Here is a 19,655-nt window from a genome sequence, read left to right on the forward strand (position 1 = left end):
GTGCAAAAAAACGACACCAAACCGTTTTCCCTGTGGGATGTTCCGCTGGCCCTGGTGCTGTTGACCCGCCTGCCCCTGCCCCGTTTGCCCAAAGCCGTGTTTGCCCGGCAGGCACAATCGGTATGGGCATTTCCACTGGTTGGGCTGGTCGTTGGCGGGCTGGCATGCCTGACCGGTTGGCTGGCGATGGGGTTTCAACTGCCCCCGTTTGTCGCAGCCTCGTTGCTGGTCGCGGTACTGATCCTGTTGACGGGCGCTATGCACGAGGATGGTCTGGCCGACACGTTCGACGGGCTTTGGGGCGGTTTCACCGCTGAACGTCGGCTGGAGATCATGAAGGACAGCCAGATTGGAACGTACGGCGTGCTTGCCTTGATGATCTCGCAGATTTTACGAATATCCGCGATTTCCACCATGCTGGCTGTTGGTCCGATCTGGATGGTTGTTGCAGCTTGCGTATTTTCCCGCGCCCTGATGCCAGCTCTAATGGTTCTTCTTCCAAACGCCAGAAAGTCGGGCCTGAGCCATTCAGTTGGCACCCCCGGCGCAGGATCAGCCTGTATCGCTGTGGGCATCGCGATTCTGGTCGCTTACAGCTTGTGCGGAAGTCTGGCGCTTACCGCGATACTCTTCGCGGCTTTGATCGTCGCTGTTTTGGGGCTCGTCGCGAAGACCAAGATCGGCGGTCAAACCGGAGACATTCTGGGCGCATCACAACAATTGGCGGAAATCACATTTCTGCTTGCCATCAGCGCCCAGATCTAAGACGCGCCCCCGGTTTCAATTCGCAACGTATCGCCGCAATGTTTGCAATGCACGGCGTCGGGGTCGTGCCGGTACAGCCCGCAGCTGGGGCATTTGTGGCGGACCTTCTGTGGCGCGAAAATCGCCTGCGCCAGCCGGACGAACAAGGCTACGCCAACGACCATAATGAAGACGGAAAACATTTTGCCGCCCGGTGTGACCAAAGTGATGTCGCCAAACCCGGTCGTGGTGAGCGTCGCCATGGTAAAATACAGCGCGTCTATGTAAGGTGTTTGCGCGTCTTCGGGGATAAAAAATACCAAAACGGCCGTTGAGGTGGCAAAAACAAAGACCAGCAGGTTGATCGCCGCAATAACTGCGTCCTCGTGCGTGCGGAAAAAACGGCTGTCGCGCCGCAGATCCCAGAGCAGGTGATATGAATGGATCAGACGCAGGGCACGTAAAATCCGCAGGAAAGCGAGGTTGCCTGTCAAAAACGGATCAAGCACCAGCGAGAGGATGACCACGATATCCGCCACTGTGTAAATCTGGCGCAAAAATCTCCAGCGGTCTTTTGAGATCCAGAGCCGCGCAGAGAAATCCAGAAAAATCAGCACACCGACCAGTTGGCTTGCAACGGTTAAGCCCGGCCCATGCGGGATGTGCGCCGTCCCGACAAAGAAAATGATTGTCGCAACATCGAACAGGATCAGCGCATACCTAAACCAGACCGAAACAGGGTCGTGTCCGATGTACAGGTATTTCACAGTCTGCTTCATGTGCGTCCGGTAATCTGCTGCATACACAGTGAAATTAGCGCCACTTGAACAATTCACCAAGCCACGAAAAAGGCCGCCCCAAATTTGGAGCGGCCCGTATTGTCAATGTACCTTCGATCAGGCAGCGCGTGAGGTCAGAACCTCGTCAACCTGTTTGGCGGCTGACACCTCGCCAGCGCCTGAAACAGCCGCGACCTCACGGGTCAGACGCTCCAAGGCAGCTTCATACAGCTGGCGCTCGGAATAGCTCTGCTCGCGCTGATCATCGGTGCGGTGCAGGTCACGGACCACTTCGGCGATCGAGATCAGATCACCCGAGTTGATCTTCTGTTCATATTCTTGTGCGCGACGGGACCACATGGCGCGTTTCACCTTGGCCTTGCCTTTCAGCGTTTTCATCGCCTGGCTGATCACATCGGGCGAGCTGAGCGACCGCAGACCGGACTCGGTTACCTTGTTGGTCGGAACGCGCAACGTCATCTTGTCTTTCTCAAATGAGATGACGAACAGCTCAAGCGAGAATCCCGCGACATCCTGTTCCTCGATCGAGATAATCTGGCCCACGCCATGGGCGGGGTAGACAACATAGTCGTTCGGGCGGAACTCGAGCTTTTTCGACTTTGTCATTCAGTTTTTTCCTTGCTAGCGGACGGGACACGGACAACAAAAGCACCACATGCGGGGACTGTCTCAGCCCCGTCAGGCGGCGATATTGTCACAAATTCAGAACTCCAAAGTGAGCATACTTACGGAGCGCATCCCAATCTCGGTCATCATGTAGATATAGTATATCACAAATTTACGACGCCCGAAAGTTTACCTTACGGGAATTTATCATATTCAACCTGCATTCAACAGGTTGTGCCGCGGTCTTTATGCCAAAACAGGCCGCTTGGAACGAATCACTCAGCCGCCTTCGCCGGGCGCTTCCGAGAAATACTTCTCCATCTTGCCCTCTTCACCGTCACGCTCCTCCGCATCTGGCAGTGGGTCTTTCTTGGTGACGATCACCGGCCATTGTTCGGAATACTTGCGATTGAACTCGACCCACTCCTCCATGCCCGGCTCGGTATCGGGGCGGATCGCGTCGGCGGGGCACTCGGGCTCGCACACGCCGCAGTCAATGCATTCGTCAGGATGGATGACCAGCGTATTTTCACCTTCGTAGAAACAGTCCACCGGGCACACTTCGACACAGTCGGTGTATTTGCAGGCGATACAGTTTTCGGTGACTACATAGGTCATGGTCGGATTCCTGTTTGCGGTTTGAGCGACTAGCTAATTCAGTCTGGCCCGCTCTTCAAGACAGGATCAGTGATCTTCCGGGCGAGAAAGATCAATAGCACGTCGATCTTTCTTGGTTGGCCGACCTTTTCCCTCGAAACCCGGATTTACAAGAGGCGCTTCCTGCTTTTCGGTCATATCAAAGTACAGCGTTTGCGCCTCGGGCGCCGGACCGCGGCGTTCCCCCAGTTTTTCCACACGTATGACGCGGACAATGCGGCCCTGCGAGAAGGTCAAAACATCACCGGGGGCCACGGCTTGGGCCGGTTTCAGCACCCGGTTTCCATTCAGCCGGACATGGCCGCCACTGACCTGTTTGGCGGCAAGGCTGCGGGTCTTGAAGAACCGCGCCTGCCACAACCATTTGTCAATTCGCAGTTTGGCCTCGGCCATCTTGCGTCAATTGCCGTCCTTCAGACCCATAAGCGCTGCGGCGAACGGGTTGTCGGGATCAATGGCCTTTTCCTTTTTCGGTGGCCGTGACGAGAAGGTCTTGGCACCCTGCGGCTTGCCGCCCTTCTTGCCGTGCGGTTTGCCACGGCCGTCCTGCGGTTTGCCCCGTGGTTTCCCCTTGCCCTGCCCCGGCTCGCGGCGCGGGCCACGGTTCGGCTGACGCTGACGGCCCCAGGTGAAGGTGTAAAACACTTCAACTTCGGGTTCATCCGACGCAGGTTCCGCAACCTGACCCTCTGCGACAGCCTCGGCTGCCGCCTCGGTGCTTTCGGTGGCCTCGGCTGTCGCCTCGGCGGGCGCGGCGACCTCTTCTGAGGCCGCGTCAGGTGCTGGCGTCTCGCCGATAACGGCTTGTTCCGCCGCCTCTGTCACAGGAGGCTGCTCTACCGGGGCTGGTTTGACCTTGTCACGCTCGCCGCGTTCGGCTTTGTAGCCCAACCCCTGCATCAGGTCAGCAAACTGTTCAAGCGTCATACCGGTGATCGACAGCATATCCGGCTTGGCTTCGAACCCGCCACGGCTGTCCTCCGCACGAAGCATATCGGCCAGACGTTCCAACATGTCGATCCGGATCGATCGGTCACCCGCATCGCGGTAGCCGCACATGGTGTCATAGCCCTGTGGTGCATCCTTGGCGACCGGCACAGTGACCAGACCCGGAGGCGGTGCTTCGGGAAATTCCTGCAAACCGCTGGACAGCGCCCAAAGCACGAGACGCAGACGCGTGGGAGCAGGTTTCAGCAGCAGCGGCATAAAGATGGTGAACTGGCCAAACCGGATACCATGCTTGCGCAAGGCGCCGCGGGCGTCCTGATCCAGATCCTTGACCTCTTGTGCGACCCCTGCGCGGGGCAGTACGCCCAGCGCCTCGACCATGCGGAAGGCAAATCCTTTGGCCAGCCCGTTGAGTTCCTCATCGCGCGACAGATTCAGCAATGGCTCGAACAGCGCAGCGATCTTGCGGTCGATGAAGTGCTGCAACCGGCGCCGCACCTTCTGTTCAACATCCGGACCGGCGGCCTCATCCACAAAAACCTCGACCACGGGCTTGAGAGGTTCGGCCCCGGCAACCAATTTGCCAACGGCATATTCGCCCCACATCAGGCCACCCTGATCGGTGAAATCAATTTCGGTATCGGGCGCATTGTAGAAGCGATCGGCACGCAGATGGAATTGCGGCGCGAGTGCTTGCAGGGATGCCGATTTGAGCGCTTTCGCCTCGGTTCCTTGCGCGCTTTTGTCCGGGCTGAACCGGAACCCTTCCAGACGACCGACGAATTCGCCTTCGACGGTCACTTCACCCTTGTCATTTACTTCGGCCAAAAGGGCCTCCTTCTGTTTGAGCCGCCGCAACAAAACCGATGTACGCCGGTCCACAAATCTTTGAGTCAGTCGCTCATGTAGTGCGTCAGACAGCCTGTCTTCTACAGTGCGCGTTTCGTCACGCCAATGTGATTCGTCACGCACCCAACCGTTTCGTTGCGCAACATATGTCCAGGTGCGAATATATGCCAACCTTTTGGATAACGCATCGATATCCCCATGGGTTTGGTCAATCCGCCGTATCTGCCGGGCCATGAAATCGTCGGGAATACTGCCGCGTTCGTGCAGGTGGCCATAGATCACTTCCAGCAGACTGGCGTGCTCTGCATGGCTGATGCCGCGAAAATCAGGGATTCTGCACACATCCCACAGCAATCGGATGGATGGACCGTCACTTGCACGGGCGGCAATCTCGGCCTGTTGTGACAGCGATTTCAACACATTCAGGTCATCAGCAGGGCGGGCTTTGATCAGGTGTTCGTCACTCGGACTGACCTCAAGCGAGCTGATCAGCGCATCAATCGAACCAAACCGGAGAGCGGCATTCCGCCAGTTCAGCTTTTTCATCGGCGTAAACCGGCTGTCCATGATTGCCTGGGCGACACCTTCGTCCAGCGGCGGCGCCTCTCCGGTCACGCCAAAGGTGCCGTCCGACATGCCACGCCCGGCACGGCCTGCGATCTGGGCCAGTTCATTCGGGGCCAGCGGGCGCATCCGCCGCCCGTCGAATTTGGTCAGGGATGAAAATGCAACGTGGTTTACATCCAGGTTCAAGCCCATGCCGATGGCATCTGTGGCAACCAGATAATCAACCTCGCCATTTTGATAAAGTTCCACCTGAGCGTTGCGGGTTCGTGGGCTGAGAGCACCCATGACCACCGCCGCGCCACCTTTCAGACGGCGCAAAAGCTCCGCGATGGCATACACATTCTCAACCGAAAACCCGACAATAGCGCTGCGTGCAGGCATCCGGCTGAGTTTCTTCGAACCGGAATAGACCAACTGTGACATCCGCTCGCGCCGGACAAACTGCGCCTCGGGCACCAGCGCGGCAATCGGGCCGCGCATGGTGTCAGAGCCAAGGAAAAGTGTCTCGTTTGTTCCGCGCGACCGAAGCAGGCGATCCGTAAAGACATGGCCGCGCTCGGGATCGGCACACAGCTGGATTTCATCAATTGCCACGAAATCCGCGCCCATACCTTCGGGCATCGCCTCGACCGTGCAGACCCAATACTGGGTCCGAGGCGGCACGATCCTCTCTTCGCCGGTAACCAAAGCAACAACCGATGGCCCGCGGATGGCGACGATCTTGTCATAGACCTCGCGCGCAAGCAGACGCAGCGGCAGACCGATGACACCTGTGCGGTATCCCAGCATCCGTTCGATTGCGTAATGGGTTTTACCTGTATTCGTAGGGCCCAAAACGGCCACTATTCGGGATGACCCGCTCACCTTTGCCCCCTGCCCGGACCTTACAGCGCTGCGCCGTCAATCTGCGGCTTCAGTCGATTCACCGCATTGGTTACTTCTTCGTGGTGGGGATGTATAGCCAATGCCCGTGAATAGGCCTCGTAGGCTTTGTCAGGTTGTCCGATAACCTCAAAGATCAGTCCCAAACCGTAGATTGCCTCGTAATTGTTGGGGTTCAGGGTCAGGGCATGTTCCAGATCGGCAGCGGCCATGCCAAACCGTTCGATCCCGAAAAAGGCCGAAGCGCGCAGGTGCCAGCCTTCAGCAAAATCGGGCGCATGGTCCGTCAGGGCGGTCAGATGTTCCAGCGCCGCACCTACGTCACCGTCATCCAGCGCTTCACGGCCACGTTCCAGCAGCAGATCGGCCGATGCTGAACCGGACTGGGCCCACAGAGCTTGCAACTGCCGATCCAGAGCAATGGCCTGCTCGGGCGTCGATTGGGCAAGTTTTTGCAGCAATTCGCCCTCATCGCGCAAATCCGCCTGTTGCGCGAGGCAAGTGGAGGAAATCGTGACTAGGACAAAAAGTGCCGCGACGATACCTTTGAGATTGTAGATTGCAATGCTCATAACAATAGTCAGTGTAGCGTTGCGACCGGGGATGTCCATTCACGGCGCACTAACAATATGAGGAAAAACATGAGCGAGACTCTTGAAAAGGCAGCCGCCGCTTTGAATGAAAAACTGGAAGGCGGCGCGTTTGATGCCTCGGCCAAGTTTGATATCGCCGATCTGGGTGCCATTGTCCTGGATTCTAACGGTGCGCGGGTCAGCGACGACGATGCTGATGTCACCCTCAGCGCGGATGCCGACACGTTCGAACAAATCCTCAGCGGCGAATTGAACCCTACAGGTGCGTTCATGTCCGGCAAGCTGAGCATTGATGGCGACATGGGTGTTGCCATGAAACTTGCATCGGTACTGGCCTGATGGAGTTCTCGCCGGCCCCCCTGTTTGAAGACGTGGCCGGCGGCCCCGCCGGTGGAAAGGCCCACTGGTTGACGACGTCGGATCAAAAACGCATCCGCGTTGCTCACTGGCTTCCGGGCGGAAAGGCACATGGCACTGTCATGATGTTTCCGGGACGCACGGAATACATAGAAAAATACGGCAATACTGCCAGCGAATTCGTAGAGCGTGGGTTCGCCATGCTGGCTGTCGACTGGCGCGGTCAGGGTCTTGCAGATCGGTTGCTGGACGATGCTCGGGTCGGACATGTCGATCAGTTCACCGATTACCAGCAGGACGTTCAGGTTACCCTGAAACTTGCAAGCGCGCTGGACCTGCCAAAACCATGGTACGTGGTCGGGCATTCGATGGGCGGTGCAATCGGGTTGCGTGCCGTCATCGAGAATGGCTGCTTTGCTGCGTGTGCCTTCACGGGCCCTATGTGGGGAATTTTCTTCACTCCGGTCATGAAACCCTTAAGCCGCGTGACAGCCTATTGGGGCACGGCGCTTGGCCTGGGCGAGCGCACACCCCCCACCACAACGCTCAAAAGCTATGTTCTGTCGCAACCTTTCGAGGGAAACATGCTGACCCGCGACCCGGACATGTACCGGATGATGCAGGATCAGTTGAACGCACATCCTGAACTCGCGCTGGGTGCCCCTTCAAACCTGTGGCTGCGCGAGTCGCTGGACGAATGTGCATGGTTGATGGAACAGCCCGCCCCGAAATCTCCTTGCCTGACATTTTTGGGCAGCCATGAGCAAATTGTGGACCGCAAGGCAATTCGTGCGCGCATGGCCAATTGGCCCAACGGAACGCTGATCGAAATTCCGGATGGTGAACACGAGGTGCTGATGGAAGCACCCGAGGTTCGAGGGCCTGTTCTGGACCAGATCGCGGCGCATTTTCTGGCCAACCAGGCCAATGGCGCTTCCAAGCTGGTTTCCTCGTAAACCTTTTCACCTTTGGGATTGGCCGCTTGTGATCCGGGCGCGCCAGCCCTAGATGTTTGCAAAAGCAGTCTACTAAAGGTGATCCATGCGCGACCTTCCCTTCCCTGTCCGTGACGCGAACGCAATCGGTGGTTCCGGCAATCTGGGCAATCTTCCGGAATGGGATTTGAGCGATCTCTATACCTCGGAAGACGCACCCGAATTAGCGCGCGATCTGGATTGGCTGGAAGGTGAATGTGCCGCGTTTGCTGCTGATTACGAAGGCAAGCTGGCTGATCTGGAGGCCGCAGACCTGCTGACCTGTGTGCATCGCAACGAAAAGATCAACGCCATCGCCGGGCGTATCATGTCCTTTGCCGGTCTGCGCTATTATCAACTGACCACAGATGCAGAGCGCGCCAAATTCCTGTCGGACATGCAGGAAAAGATCACGATCTTCACCACTCCGCTGGTGTTCTTCACGCTCGAGATCAACCGGATCGAAGACGATGTTCTGAAGGCGCATTTTGCGGCGAACACGGATCTCGCCCGCTACGAACCTGTGTTCCGTCGCATCCGCGCAATGAAGCCCTATCAGCTGTCTGATGAACTGGAAAAGTTCCTTCATGATCTGGGGGTTGTCGGCGACGCGTGGGAACGTCTGTTCGACGAAACGATTGCCGGACTGGCCTTCCATGTCGACGGTGAAGAACTGAACATCGAAGGCACCCTGAATCTGCTGACGGAACAGGACCGCGCGAAACGTGAGGCCGCGGCGCGTGAACTGGCTTCGGTCTTTCAGGACAATATCAAAACCTTTGCCCGCGTTCACAACACGCAGGCCAAAGAGAAAGAAATCGTCGACCGCTGGCGCAAGATGCCGACCGCTCAGACCGGGCGTCACCTGTCGAACGATGTCGAGCCCGAGGTGGTCGAGGCCCTGCGCGAGGCGGTCGTGGCCGCCTACCCCAAGCTGAGCCATCGCTATTATGAGCTGAAGCGCAAGTGGCTTGGACTGGACGTCATGCAGGTCTGGGACCGCAACGCGCCCCTGCCCATGGAAGACACGCGTATCGTGAATTGGGAAGAGGCCCAAAAGACGGTGATGAACGCGTATAATGCCTTTGACCCCCGGATGGGTGAAATCGCGGCGCCTTTCTTCTCAAAAGGATGGATCGACGCGGCGGTGAAACCGGGCAAAGCGCCGGGGGCCTTCGCCCATCCGACGGTCACCGATGTCCACCCCTATGTGATGCTCAACTATCTGGGCAAACCGCGCGATGTGATGACGCTTGCCCATGAACTGGGTCACGGCGTCCATCAGGTGCTGGCCGCCGGTCAGGGCGAGATGCTGTCATCCACCCCGCTGACACTGGCGGAAACCGCCTCGGTCTTTGGTGAGATGCTGACATTCCGCAAGATGCTGGAACAGGCTGAAACCCCGGAACAGCGCAAGGTTCTACTGGCTGGCAAGGTCGAAGATATGATCAACACGGTGGTCCGCCAGATCGCCTTCTACGACTTTGAATGCAAGCTGCACACCGCCCGACGTGAGGGCGAGCTGACCCCGGATGACATCAACGCCCTGTGGATGAGCGTTCAGGCCGAAAGCCTTGGCCCCGCATTTGAATTCATGGACGGGTACGAGACCTTCTGGGCTTACATCCCGCACTTCGTCCACTCGCCCTTCTACGTCTATGCCTACGCCTTCGGCGACGGCCTCGTGAACGCGCTCTATTCCGTTTACGAAAGCGGCGCGGATGGGTTTGAGGACAAGTATTTCGACATGCTGCGCGCTGGTGGTTCAATGCACCACAAGGAATTGCTGGCCCCGTTCGGCCTGGACGCCAGCGATCCCAAGTTCTGGGACAAAGGCCTGTCGATGATCTCGGGCTTTATTGATGAGCTGGAAGCGATGGAGGGCTGAGACGCCCTCGACAGAGGGTGGCGACATCTGCCTTGCGGAAAGAACCTGCCATGCCCGGGAATGTCACGCCCAAGGGGCCCCTGAACGCCCGCTAAGCGGGACCAAGCGCCATTTCGCTGCAAAAGGCTTCAAAGTCCGGTGAAGACGTATCAAGACCACCGTGTCCGGCACCTGGGGTGGAAACCGGTCATTCGCTGTAATCGAAAAACTCTCTTTGATTGTGACAGGTTTCGGGTTCCGAGCAGAAATTGAAACAAACTACAGGGCTATGGGAAGCTGAAGCGTGACGCTTGCTCCTTTTTCGACTTGGTTGATCGCGGCCACTCCTCCGTGGCGCTTCGCTACAGCTGAGACAATCGACAACCCTAAACCGCTACCTTCGGAATATTCCAGCTGCGAAAATCGACTGAAAACGGCTTCGCTTTGGTCGGGTGAAAGGCCGGTTCCGTCATCAGATACGGTAAGCTTTACGTTCTCGCCATCAGAGCGCAGCGCGACTGAAATTTGGCTCAACTTAGTCCCACCGTGCTTAATTGCGTTGTCCAGCAGGTTTTTGATGGCCTCAGTTAAAAAAACCTGATCTCCTGAAACCGGAATTGTCGAGTCCGGCATCATAACATCAAACTCGATCCCTTTTGCGAGGATCTGTACACCCATGTCAGCGCAGGCTTCTTCCACAACCGCACGGAAATCAATCTTGTCCATCTGATCCTGATGCGTAGGTTGCCGCAACCGCTCCAACGACAATAGCTGCTCGGCCACCGTGGCGGAGTTTTTCGCTGCCGACACAAGCTCGATAATCCGTTTGTCCTTGTCCTCATCCGATCTTGCGTCCCGCAACGCCTCGGCCATGGACTGGACCGCTGCCGCCGGATTTCGCAGCTGGTGCGCGGCTTCTGAGATAAACACCTGATGGGCGTTGATGCTGTGCTCGACCTGTCCAAACAGCCGGTTCAAGGTCTGAACAATGCCATGAACCTCGACCGGGACCGGGCGTTTGATTTCGCTCAGGTCGTCAGGTGAGCGTAGGTCGATCGCATCCTGCAAATCCAGCAAGGGCCGCAGCCCTCGCGCGACGCCGAACCACACGACAACAGCAAGGGTGGCCAGCAGGATACCCATCAGGATCGCGGCGCGGATCGACAGTTCGTTGGCAAAGGCGTTGCGATCCGCAACGCGTTGCCAAGCTGTTACTGTCGCATCGCCCACAAGGTTATCAAGTGTGACGCGCTCGGTCATTTTCAGTACGCGCACCGGCTCATCCCGATAGATCGCCTCGAAAAACCTCGGCTGGTACGCGTCTTGCTCAGACGGGTTTGCAGCGGCCGGAGGGTATGCATACCCTGTGACGTAGATGCCACCGGGTCCGGTCACGTGATAAAAAATCTCTCCGCCCGATGCGTCGCGGATCAAGCTGCGCGTGGTGGGCGACAGGGCATCGCCTTCTGACACCGCCACATCGCGAGAAATGGCCAGACCGGCGGACAATAGGCTGTCGTCAAAAAGCTCCTGTGCCGTTTGTTGAGCAACCGTGTAGCGCCAGTATCCAAGCAGGATTGCGAGCAGCACCAATGGCGTCAGGATCAGAATGAAAAGCCTGAGCCTGAGTGAGCCGTGCCGGATCACTTCTGCACCTCTAGCAGATATCCAAGGCCACGGGCGGTCTTGATCCGGATGCCAAGGTTCTGAAGGCGTTTTCGCAGTCGTGACACATGCGGCTCGACGGCCGAATCGTCGACATCGGCTCCCACGCCGTAGACGTAGTCGATCAACTGACTTTTGGGGACGATCCTGCCGCGACGTTCCAGCAGGCATTCAAGCACAGCCATTTCCCGACGCGGCACATCGAGAACTTGGCCCTTTGCGCTCACCTGCCGGGCGGTGCGGTCGAATTCCAGGTCTCCGATCGTTTCGCGCGCACCGTAATCCAGTTGTTTGCGGCGGGACAGGGCACGGATGCGGGCCTCGAGTTCATCCATCTCGAAGGGTTTCACTAAGTAATCGTCGGCGCCCATATCCAGACCCGAAACGCGGTCGCTGGTCTCGGTGCGCGCGGTCAGCAGGATGACGGGCGCGCTGTCACCCCGGTTGCGAAGGGACCGCAAAATCTCAAGCCCAGACCGACCCGGCAGGTTGATGTCCAGAACGATCAGATCTGCGCCTTCTTGCTCCAGATACAAATCGGCCGCGCCGCCATCTGTCAGCACGTCAGCGGCATGGCCCCGATCCCGCAGGCGATAGGCAATGGCGTTGGCAAGGGTCTCATTATCCTCGACGATGACGATCCGCATCAGGTCTCCCGCAAGTTTCGCGCAAGGTTGGCGCCCCATGATTGCCAGATGGGAGGGGGAATCAACCCCGCAGTTCTAATTGCAATCACGGTGGCGCGGAGGGCGCCGACGTGGTTGTCTGGTCAACAGGGAGGAACCAATGGCCATTTCCAACTTCACTCGTCGTGCCGTCGTGGGGCTGATCGCCGCTGCCGGATTCGCTGCACCTGCCGCTGCCGAGGTCGATTTCTCGGGCAAGACCATCGAATGGGTCATTCCGTTCTCGGAAACGGGCGGGTCGGCTAAATGGGCCAACTTCTTCGCGCCACTATTATCCGAGGCATTGCCCGGTCAGCCGACTGTGGTGGTCAAGTTCATGCCGGGCGCGGGATCAACCAAAGGCGCGAACTGGTTTCAGGAAAAAAGCCATGATGACGGTACCCTGTTGTTTGGCACGTCCGGGTCTACTCAGTTCCCGTATCTGCTGAGCGATCCCCGCGTACGCTATGAATACAACGATTGGATTCCGGTAATGGCATCTGGAACGGGTGGTGTTGCGTATCTGAACGCCGAGGACGGAGCCAAGTTTGACGGCTCTGCCAATGCGCTGAAGGACACCAATTTCATCTACGGCTCGCAGGGTGCAACCCGTTTGGACCTTGTGCCTCTGCTGGCCTGGCAGATGTTGGGTATGAATGTGGAACCGGTATTTGGGATCAAAGGCCGCGGGGATGGTCGGCTGATGTTTGAACGTGGTGAAGCCAATATCGATTACCAGACGTCCTCGGGCTATCTGGGTGGTTCGGTCCCGCTGGTCGAAGCCGGTCAGGCCGTTCCCATGATGACTTGGGGCGCATTGGATGCTGATGGCAATATCGTTCGTGACCCGACCTTCCCGGGCATTCCGACTTTCAAGGAGGTCTGCGAGGCCACCGATGGCTGCGAAACCAGTGGTGAGGCATGGGACGCATGGAAAGCCTTCTTCGTGGCAGGTTTCCCGGTTCAAAAGCTGGCCTTCCTGCCCGGTGACACGCCGCAAGAGGTCGTCGACGCCTATACCGCAGCGTTTCAAGCAGTGACCGAGCGGGGTGATTTTGCTGATATCTCCTCGAAGCACGTCGGCAAGTATCCGGTGTTCGTCGGCGACGGCTCGAAATCTGCTCTGCAGACGGCGACCAATGTGGATGACAATGCCAAGCAATACGTCCTGAACTGGCTGAAAGAGGCCTACGGCGTCGAGCTGAACTAAGCTGACACGTCGTCGCGCCCAACGAAGGGCGCGCGTTTCTCTACATACAAAACAGTTTATGAAAGGCGGCCGCTATGGAGGTTTTCGCCACCGCTCTACCTGCGCTTGGTGACGCGTGGGGTTTGATCCTGCAACCCATCGTTCTGGGGTATCTCATTCTCGGCGTCGTCATGGGGCTGGCTGTGGGCGTCTTTCCGGGGCTTGGCGGTATTGCCGGTCTGTCCCTGCTGTTGCCTTTCATGTTCGGAATGGACCCGATCCTTGGTCTGGCGCTGATGATCGGGATGGTCGCGGTGGTGCCGACCTCGGACACGTTTGCGTCCGTCTTGATGGGCATCCCCGGCAGTTCTGCTTCGCAGGCCACCGTGCTGGACGGCTTTCCGATGGCGAAAAAGGGCGAGGCTGCACGGGCCTTGTCAGCAGCCTTTTCCTCGTCCCTATTCGGAGGGCTCGTCGGCGCGACCTTCCTGACCATGTTCATACTTATCGCGCGACCCATCGTTCTGGCCTTCGGCCTGCCCGAGATGTTGATGATCACAATTCTCGGCCTGTCGATGGTCGCCATTTTGGCCGGGCGGATCCCGCTGAAAGGAGTCGCCGCCGCCGGTCTGGGCCTGATGGTTGGCACGATTGGTGAGGCGGATGCAGGCGGTTCGCTGCGCATGGCAACTTACGACATTCCTTATCTGACGGACGGTTTGAAGCTGGTCATCGTTGGCCTGGGTATCTTTGCGGTGCCCGAGATCGTATCGCTGCTGCGTCAAGATCGGTCGATTGCCAAGGGGGCCTCACTGGGCGCCGGTTGGCTGGACGGCATCAAAGACTGGTTCGCAAATATATGGCTGTCGGTGCGTTGTTCGATCATTGGCGTGATTGTTGGAGTCATTCCCGGCCTCGGCGGCTCGGTTGTCGACTGGATCGCCTACGGTCACTCGGTGCAATCCACCAAGGACAAGAGCAATTTCGGCAAAGGCGAAGTGCGCGGCGTCATCGGCCCGGAAAGCTCGAACAACGCCAAAGAGGGTGGAGGGCTGGTGCCAACTCTGCTGTTTGGCATCCCTGGTTCAGGCTCGATGGCGATCTTCATCGGCGCGGTGGCTTTGCTGGGGTCAGGCGATATCGAGGTCGGTCCGAGCATGCTCAAGGACAATCTCGACATCACCTATTCGATCGTCTGGCTGCTGGCGTTGGCCAACGTCGTCGGGACCATCCTGTGCATCGCGGCATCGGGCGGGATCGCCAAGCTGACCACGATCCGCTTCACCTATCTGGCGCCGTTCCTGTTCATGTTGATCAGCTTTGCGGCGTTCCAATCCGGCCAAAACTTCGAAGACTTGCTGGCCCTGTTCGTGATCGGCCTGATCGGCATCTTTTTACGCCGTTTCGACTGGTCGCGCCCGGCCTTCCTGATCGGTTTCGTTCTGTCGAACCCGGTTGAGAAGTTCACCAATCAGGCGTTCCAGATCGCCTCATTCCGGTTCCGCAAAAGCTTTGGCGAGGGGATGGAATATGTCTTCAGCCCTATCGTCATCGTGCTGATCGTGGTCACGGTTGTTTCGGTCATTCTGGGTATCCGGCAGGCCAAGATGATCATGGCCGAGGGTGATGTTCAGGCCGGTACCAAACGCGCGCCGCTTATCTTTCTGCTGGTGATCATGGCCTATCTGATCGTCGCATTGGTCAACGCCAACATGATCCCCGACTACAATATGACCGACAAGATCATCCCGCTGGTTATCGGCAGCGTCTCGCTATTCTGTTGCGTGATCCTTCTGATCCAGATGATGCGACGTCCCGAAGGCGACGTGATCTTTGCCGACAAGGAAATCGCCGGTGAAGACGCCAGCGCACCCCACGGTCTGTGGTCCACTCTGGCGTGGTTCGCCAGTTTGATCGCGGCCACGTGGGTGGTGGGCTTCATCCTCGCCCTGATAGGGTTCCTGATCGCCTTTCTCCGTATCCGCGCCGGGTCCAGCTGGCAGATGACTCTGATCCTGACCGCCTGCGGCATCGGGTTCATGTGCCTGATGGCGGGCGCTCTGAACCGCGATTTCCCGCCAGGTCTGTTGCAGGACATGGTCAGCCTGCCCTGGCCGTTGAAGTGAGGGGTTCAAAATGACTCAAACCGCAATCCCTTATATCTTGATGCGTGGCGGCACGTCGAAAGGCCCGTATTTCCGCCGCTCGGATTTGCCTGAGGATCTGGACGCGCTGGCCGAGGTGTTGATCGCCGCTCTTGGGTCCGGGCAGTCGCTGAACATCGACGGCATCGGCGGCGGCGCGGCGGTGACCACAAAGGTCGCGATGCTGTCGGTCGGCGAGGATGACTGGGCCGATATCGACTATTTCTTCGCGCAGGTCTCGGTCGAGGACAAGCTGGTCGATTTCAAACCCACTTGCGGCAATATCCTGTCTGGCGTTGCCCCTGCTGCCATCGAGATGGGCTTGTTCAAACCGCAGGGTGATGAAACTGAAGTTCGCATTCGGGCCGTCAACACTGGGGCTCGGATCGTGGCCAAGGTGAATACACCCGGGGGCGAATTGACCTATGAGGGTGATGCGGAGATCGCCGGCGTTCCCGGTCATTCAGCGCCGGTGCAGTTGAGTTTCATGGGCGTGGTGGGCTCGGCCACCGGAGCGTTCCTGCCTACGGGCAACCTGCGCGATGCAGTTCAGGGCGTCGAACTGACCTGCATGGATGTCGCTATGCCGATGGCTATCGCCCGCGCCACAGACTTCGGATTGACGGGCTATGAGAGCGCCAATGAGCTGGACGCAAACCGCGCGTTCTTTGACCGGATGGAGGCCGTTAGGATCGAAGCAGGGCAGCGGATGGGTATGGGGGATGTGTCCAAATCGGTCACCCCTAAGTTCGGCCTTGTTGCTCCGGCCAGAGAAGGCGGAACGCTCGCAGTGCGGTATTTCATGCCGTGGAAAACCCACCCGACCATGGCGGTCACCGGCGCGCAATGCATGGCGTCTTGCGCTTTGACTCCCGGAACCGTCGCCGACGGTTTGCTGGATCGCCCCACGACCAGCCCGGCTGAAGTCGTTCTGGAACACGCCTCGGGCAATATCGACGTGTTGGTGGATTTTTCAACCGATGAGGGATTCACCGTGAAAGCGGCGGGCTTGGTGCGAACCGCACGCAAGCTGGCGGACGGGCATGTTTATGTTCCGAAATCGGTGTGGAAGGGGAGTTGATCGGGCAGCCCAGATTGAGTATACTATAGTATACAATATTGGAGGTCGCGATGGACAATTACTCAGAATGCCTCGATATCGCGCGTCAGGAACTTAGGTTGGCGCAAGCGGTCTTAAGGCGGGATATCGCGGAGTACCCGACACCGATCGCTGGGTGCGATGAGCAGTTCAACCATCTGCTGGATCAAAGCGAACGGGTCCGCAATGCGCTGGCCGCTCTCGACACATGTCATTTTGTGCCGACGCCAAGAAAACTGAACACCGAGCAGGGTATAGAAAGCCGATGAAGGTCCACATTCTTGATGACTGGTTTGACACGCTGCGTGGCCTGCCTTGCTTTGAGAAACTCACCGGTCATGAGGTGACATTATGGACGGATCATGTCGAAGACACTGACACTCTGGCCGAACGACTGCATGACGCGGAGGTGCTTGTCCTGTTCCGCGAACGTACCAAAGTCACTCGCGCCTTGCTGGAGAAATTACCGAATCTGAAACTGATCAGCCAGCGCAGCGTTTATCCTCATGTCGATGTTGAGGCCTGCACAGATCACGACGTGCTGCTGTGCTCAAACATGCATGGCGGGACGCCGTCATATGCTGCAGCCGAACTTACTTGGGCGTTAATCATGGCCGGGATGCGGGATTTGCCCGCACAAATGGCCTCGGTCAAAGCAGGGCGCTGGCAGGCGGGCGTGGGCAAGACGCTGAGGGGGCGTCAGTTGGGGCTCTATGGCTATGGCCGCATTGCTCGCGCCATTGCAAGTTATGCCGAGGCCTTTGGGATGAATGTGGTCTGGTGGTCATCCGTAGAAGGCCGAGCGCGTGCGCAGGCGGATGGCGCGCAGGTCGCGCCCAGCCGTGAAGCGTTCTTTGGCAGCAGCGATGTTGTCTCGGTCCATGTGCGCTTGAAACCGGACACGCGCGGGATCGTCACCGCATCGGATTTCGCACAGATGCAGCCGGGGGCGCTGTTTGTAAACACCTCGCGGGCTGGGCTAATCGCGCCGGGTGCTTTGCTTGAGGCGCTGAACGTCGGTCGCCCCGGCAAAGCGGCAATTGATGTGTTTGATTCCGAGCCACTGATTGATTCGACCGACCCGCTTTTGTCACATCCCAACCTGATCGCGACCCCACATATCGGCTTTGTCACTGAAGACGAGTTCGACCTGCAATTCGCGGATATTTTCGATCAGGTGAACGCCTATGCCGAAGGCGCTCCGATCCACATGATCAACCCCGAGGTTTGGACCAGCGCAGAATAAGATTTGCGGCAATGGGCGCGCCGATGATCACCAGCACGATCCTTGTCAGATGGTGGGTGATTACAAAGCCCAGATCCGCGCCCGAGACGATGGCCAGCACCGTCATCTCTGCCTGCCCACCGGGCGCGAAGGCCAGAAACGCCTCGACAGGTTGGCCCAGTCCCAAGGTGGTGACAACGGCGGTGAAAGCGGCTGCCAGGACGGCAAGGACAATGACATAGGCGAAGCCCGCTGCCACTACCCGGCGTAGTTCGACCCATGTGACACCTACGAATTTCACACCAATTCCGCAGCCAATGAAAAACTGCGCTGCAAGGATGGCCTCGCGAGGCGGTCGGGTATGAATTAAGTCGCCCAGTGACAAGGCGGCCGTAAGGATCATTGGCCCCAGGATTGACGCCCCGAACAGGCCGATCCGCTCCCCGCCTTTCCAGCCGATAATGGCGGCCAGAACCATCAGCGCCAATTCATGTATTGGCAGGTTGTGCGCGGGCTCGCCAATCGGATTGGTGAGTTGGGCATCATAGAACACGGTGAGGAACAAGGGGGCCAACGTCACGATGATCAGCACGCGCGTACCGTGGATCAAGGACAAGGTACGCGGATTGGCCCCCGCCTCTGTGCCAAAGATGATCATGTCTTGCAAACCGCCCGGCATGGCTGCGTAGAAAGCCGTTGTGGAGTCAAAGCCCCAGAATTTGCGAAAGAATGGCACACCTACCAGCGCGATTAGCAGGATGAAGAACGGGATCAGCGCAATTGACGCGGCCATTTTTGGCAATTCAGCAAACAGAGCCGGCGTAATCGATGCCCCTACCGCCACGCCCAGTATAGTGCGGGCGGCAACCGAGACCTGTCCAAAGCCTTCCATCGGTGCGTGCGCAAGAGCTGCAACCAAACATGCGCTCATTGGCCCGAACAGAAAAGGTAGCGGCAGGTTTAGCGCCCAAAATACCCCAGTGCCCGACACCGCCAGGCCGAGCGTGACGGCCCGTTTCGTCAGAAGAGAGGGGGTATCGGTTTGGCTGTGCAAGGTAAGCGTTCCAGCTTCGTTGACTTATAATGTATCCATGTGTATACAACTGGACGCAAGATGACAAGAGAGCCTGCGATGACCCTTCAGGACGACCCGTTACAACCTGGCCCACAAGGCAATTCTGCGTATCAGCGCCTGCTGTGCGAGATTCGCGAGGGCACTCTTTTGCCCGGCGACCGGCTGCGCGAGATTGAGCTCTCGGAACGGTTGGGCGTCAGCCGTACCCCGGTGCGCGAGGCGATAAGGCAGTTGGAAGCCGACGGGCTGGTCACACATGTGCCACGGCAAGGTGCCACCGTGCGCAGCCTGGATTACGCTGAGGTCATGGAACTCTATGAGATGCGCGCGGTGCTTGAAGGGACAGCGGCCCGTCTGGCAACCCGCGCGGCATCGGATGTTGAACTGGATGAGCTTGAGGTTCTGAATGACCGGCTGGCAGAAGCAGGCACCGGCCCGGACGCGGCGCGGATCAACAGGGTCTTTCACGCAACACTTCTGGATGCGACCAAGAACCGGTTTCTGGCAAAATCCATGCTCTCCTTGCAAAAGGCGCTGTTGATCCTTGGGCCGTCTCAACTGCTGGATAGCGACCGCGCCGAGGCCGCAGTGGCCGAGCATCGGCGCATCATGGCGGCTTTGAAGGCCCGCGATGGCGCAGCGGCCGAGACAGAGATGCGCGCGCATATTCAGGCTGCGCAGCGGATGCGCATCCGCGCGTTGCAGGACCGCGACCGCTCAATCGACGAAAGCCAGTAGGTAGACAGGAT

The 19,655-nt window shown here is 58.2% G+C and carries 19 protein-coding genes; 10 read left to right on the forward strand and 9 right to left on the reverse strand.

Annotated elements, in window-relative coordinates:
• Complete coding sequence (gene cobS / locus ACR0AP_RS04430) at positions 1 to 765, forward strand: adenosylcobinamide-GDP ribazoletransferase (protein WP_480481366.1); 765 nt, start codon at positions 1 to 3, stop codon at positions 763 to 765.
• Here cobS and ACR0AP_RS04435 read toward each other — a convergent pair.
• The 6 genes from ACR0AP_RS04435 to ACR0AP_RS04460 form a co-directional block, all read right to left on the reverse strand.
• Entirely contained in the window at positions 762 to 1,523 is a 762-nt protein-coding gene (locus ACR0AP_RS04435) for a potassium channel family protein (RefSeq protein WP_480481368.1), read from the reverse strand. The two genes, cobS and ACR0AP_RS04435, sit on opposite strands and share 4 nt — an antisense overlap.
• 117 nt (positions 1,524 to 1,640) lie before the next feature.
• Complete coding sequence (locus ACR0AP_RS04440) at positions 1,641 to 2,150, reverse strand: CarD family transcriptional regulator (protein ID WP_209504207.1); 510 nt, start codon at positions 2,148 to 2,150, stop codon at positions 1,641 to 1,643.
• Between the two features lie 279 nt (positions 2,151 to 2,429).
• Entirely contained in the window at positions 2,430 to 2,768 is a 339-nt protein-coding gene (gene fdxA, locus ACR0AP_RS04445) for a ferredoxin FdxA (protein WP_170616129.1), read from the reverse strand.
• A 66-nt stretch (positions 2,769 to 2,834) separates the two neighbouring features.
• On the reverse strand, positions 2,835 to 3,200 hold the full coding sequence (locus ACR0AP_RS04450) for an RNA-binding S4 domain-containing protein (RefSeq protein WP_209504209.1): 366 nt from the start codon (positions 3,198 to 3,200) through the stop codon (positions 2,835 to 2,837).
• A gap of 6 nt (positions 3,201 to 3,206) precedes the next feature.
• Positions 3,207 to 6,035, reverse strand: a complete 2,829-nt coding sequence (locus ACR0AP_RS04455) for a helicase-related protein (RefSeq protein WP_480505549.1) — start codon at positions 6,033 to 6,035, stop codon at positions 3,207 to 3,209.
• Positions 6,036 to 6,055: 20 nt separating this feature from the next.
• A complete protein-coding gene (locus tag ACR0AP_RS04460) occupies positions 6,056 to 6,625 on the reverse strand; it encodes a tetratricopeptide repeat protein (protein WP_480505551.1) in 570 nt (189 codons plus the stop codon).
• 69 nt (positions 6,626 to 6,694) lie between these two features.
• Here ACR0AP_RS04460 and ACR0AP_RS04465 point away from each other — a divergent pair, with 69 nt between their 5' ends.
• The 3 genes from ACR0AP_RS04465 (at position 6,695) to ACR0AP_RS04475 (ending at position 9,865) form a co-directional block, all read left to right on the forward strand.
• Positions 6,695 to 6,985 carry an SCP2 sterol-binding domain-containing protein gene (locus ACR0AP_RS04465; RefSeq protein ID WP_209504212.1) on the forward strand — a complete coding sequence of 97 codons (291 nt, stop codon included), beginning with the start codon at positions 6,695 to 6,697 and terminating at the stop codon, positions 6,983 to 6,985.
• On the forward strand, positions 6,985 to 7,959 hold the full coding sequence (locus ACR0AP_RS04470) for an alpha/beta hydrolase (RefSeq protein WP_480505553.1): 975 nt from the start codon (positions 6,985 to 6,987) through the stop codon (positions 7,957 to 7,959). Before ACR0AP_RS04465 ends, ACR0AP_RS04470 begins: the two co-directional genes overlap by 1 nt.
• Positions 7,960 to 8,044: 85 nt before the next feature.
• Positions 8,045 to 9,865, forward strand: a complete 1,821-nt coding sequence (locus ACR0AP_RS04475; RefSeq protein WP_480505555.1) for a M3 family oligoendopeptidase — start codon at positions 8,045 to 8,047, stop codon at positions 9,863 to 9,865.
• Between the two features lie 258 nt (positions 9,866 to 10,123).
• Here the strand turns inward: ACR0AP_RS04475 and ACR0AP_RS04480 are convergent, their stop codons facing one another.
• Positions 10,124 to 11,491, reverse strand: a complete 1,368-nt coding sequence (locus ACR0AP_RS04480; protein WP_480505557.1) for a sensor histidine kinase — start codon at positions 11,489 to 11,491, stop codon at positions 10,124 to 10,126.
• Positions 11,488 to 12,156 carry a response regulator transcription factor gene (locus tag ACR0AP_RS04485; RefSeq protein ID WP_480505559.1) on the reverse strand — a complete coding sequence of 223 codons (669 nt, stop codon included), beginning with the start codon at positions 12,154 to 12,156 and terminating at the stop codon, positions 11,488 to 11,490. Before ACR0AP_RS04485 ends, ACR0AP_RS04480 begins: the two co-directional genes overlap by 4 nt.
• 139 nt (positions 12,157 to 12,295) lie before the next feature.
• Here ACR0AP_RS04485 and ACR0AP_RS04490 point away from each other — a divergent pair, with 139 nt between their 5' ends.
• The 5 genes from ACR0AP_RS04490 (at position 12,296) to ACR0AP_RS04510 (ending at position 17,852) form a co-directional block, all read left to right on the forward strand.
• Positions 12,296 to 13,384, forward strand: a complete 1,089-nt coding sequence (locus ACR0AP_RS04490) for a tricarboxylate transporter (RefSeq protein ID WP_480505561.1) — start codon at positions 12,296 to 12,298, stop codon at positions 13,382 to 13,384.
• A 74-nt stretch (positions 13,385 to 13,458) separates the two neighbouring features.
• Positions 13,459 to 15,489, forward strand: a complete 2,031-nt coding sequence (locus ACR0AP_RS04495) for a tripartite tricarboxylate transporter permease (RefSeq protein ID WP_480505563.1) — start codon at positions 13,459 to 13,461, stop codon at positions 15,487 to 15,489.
• 10 nt (positions 15,490 to 15,499) lie between these two features.
• Positions 15,500 to 16,588 (forward strand): 4-oxalomesaconate tautomerase, encoded by a 1,089-nt coding sequence (locus ACR0AP_RS04500; RefSeq protein ID WP_480505565.1) that lies wholly within the window; start codon positions 15,500 to 15,502, stop codon positions 16,586 to 16,588.
• Between the two features lie 50 nt (positions 16,589 to 16,638).
• Positions 16,639 to 16,875, forward strand: coding sequence for a hypothetical protein (locus ACR0AP_RS04505; protein ID WP_480505567.1), 237 nt, complete (start codon positions 16,639 to 16,641; stop codon positions 16,873 to 16,875).
• A complete protein-coding gene (locus ACR0AP_RS04510; protein ID WP_480505569.1) occupies positions 16,872 to 17,852 on the forward strand; it encodes a D-2-hydroxyacid dehydrogenase family protein in 981 nt (326 codons plus the stop codon). Before ACR0AP_RS04505 ends, ACR0AP_RS04510 begins: the two co-directional genes overlap by 4 nt.
• Here the strand turns inward: ACR0AP_RS04510 and ACR0AP_RS04515 are convergent.
• The gene (locus ACR0AP_RS04515; protein ID WP_480505571.1) at positions 17,821 to 18,885 is read right to left on the reverse strand and encodes an AbrB family transcriptional regulator; all 1,065 of its coding nucleotides are present in this window, start codon (positions 18,883 to 18,885) and stop codon (positions 17,821 to 17,823) included. The genes ACR0AP_RS04510 and ACR0AP_RS04515 overlap by 32 nt on opposite strands.
• Positions 18,886 to 18,963: 78 nt before the next feature.
• On the opposite strand from ACR0AP_RS04515, the gene ACR0AP_RS04520 reads away from it, so the two are divergent.
• Positions 18,964 to 19,644: a GntR family transcriptional regulator gene (locus tag ACR0AP_RS04520; protein ID WP_480505573.1), complete on the forward strand. Its 681-nt coding sequence runs from the start codon at positions 18,964 to 18,966 to the stop codon at positions 19,642 to 19,644.
• Positions 19,645 to 19,655: the final 11 nt, after the last annotated feature.

This window comes from Ruegeria sp. AF7, from assembly GCF_056541885.1.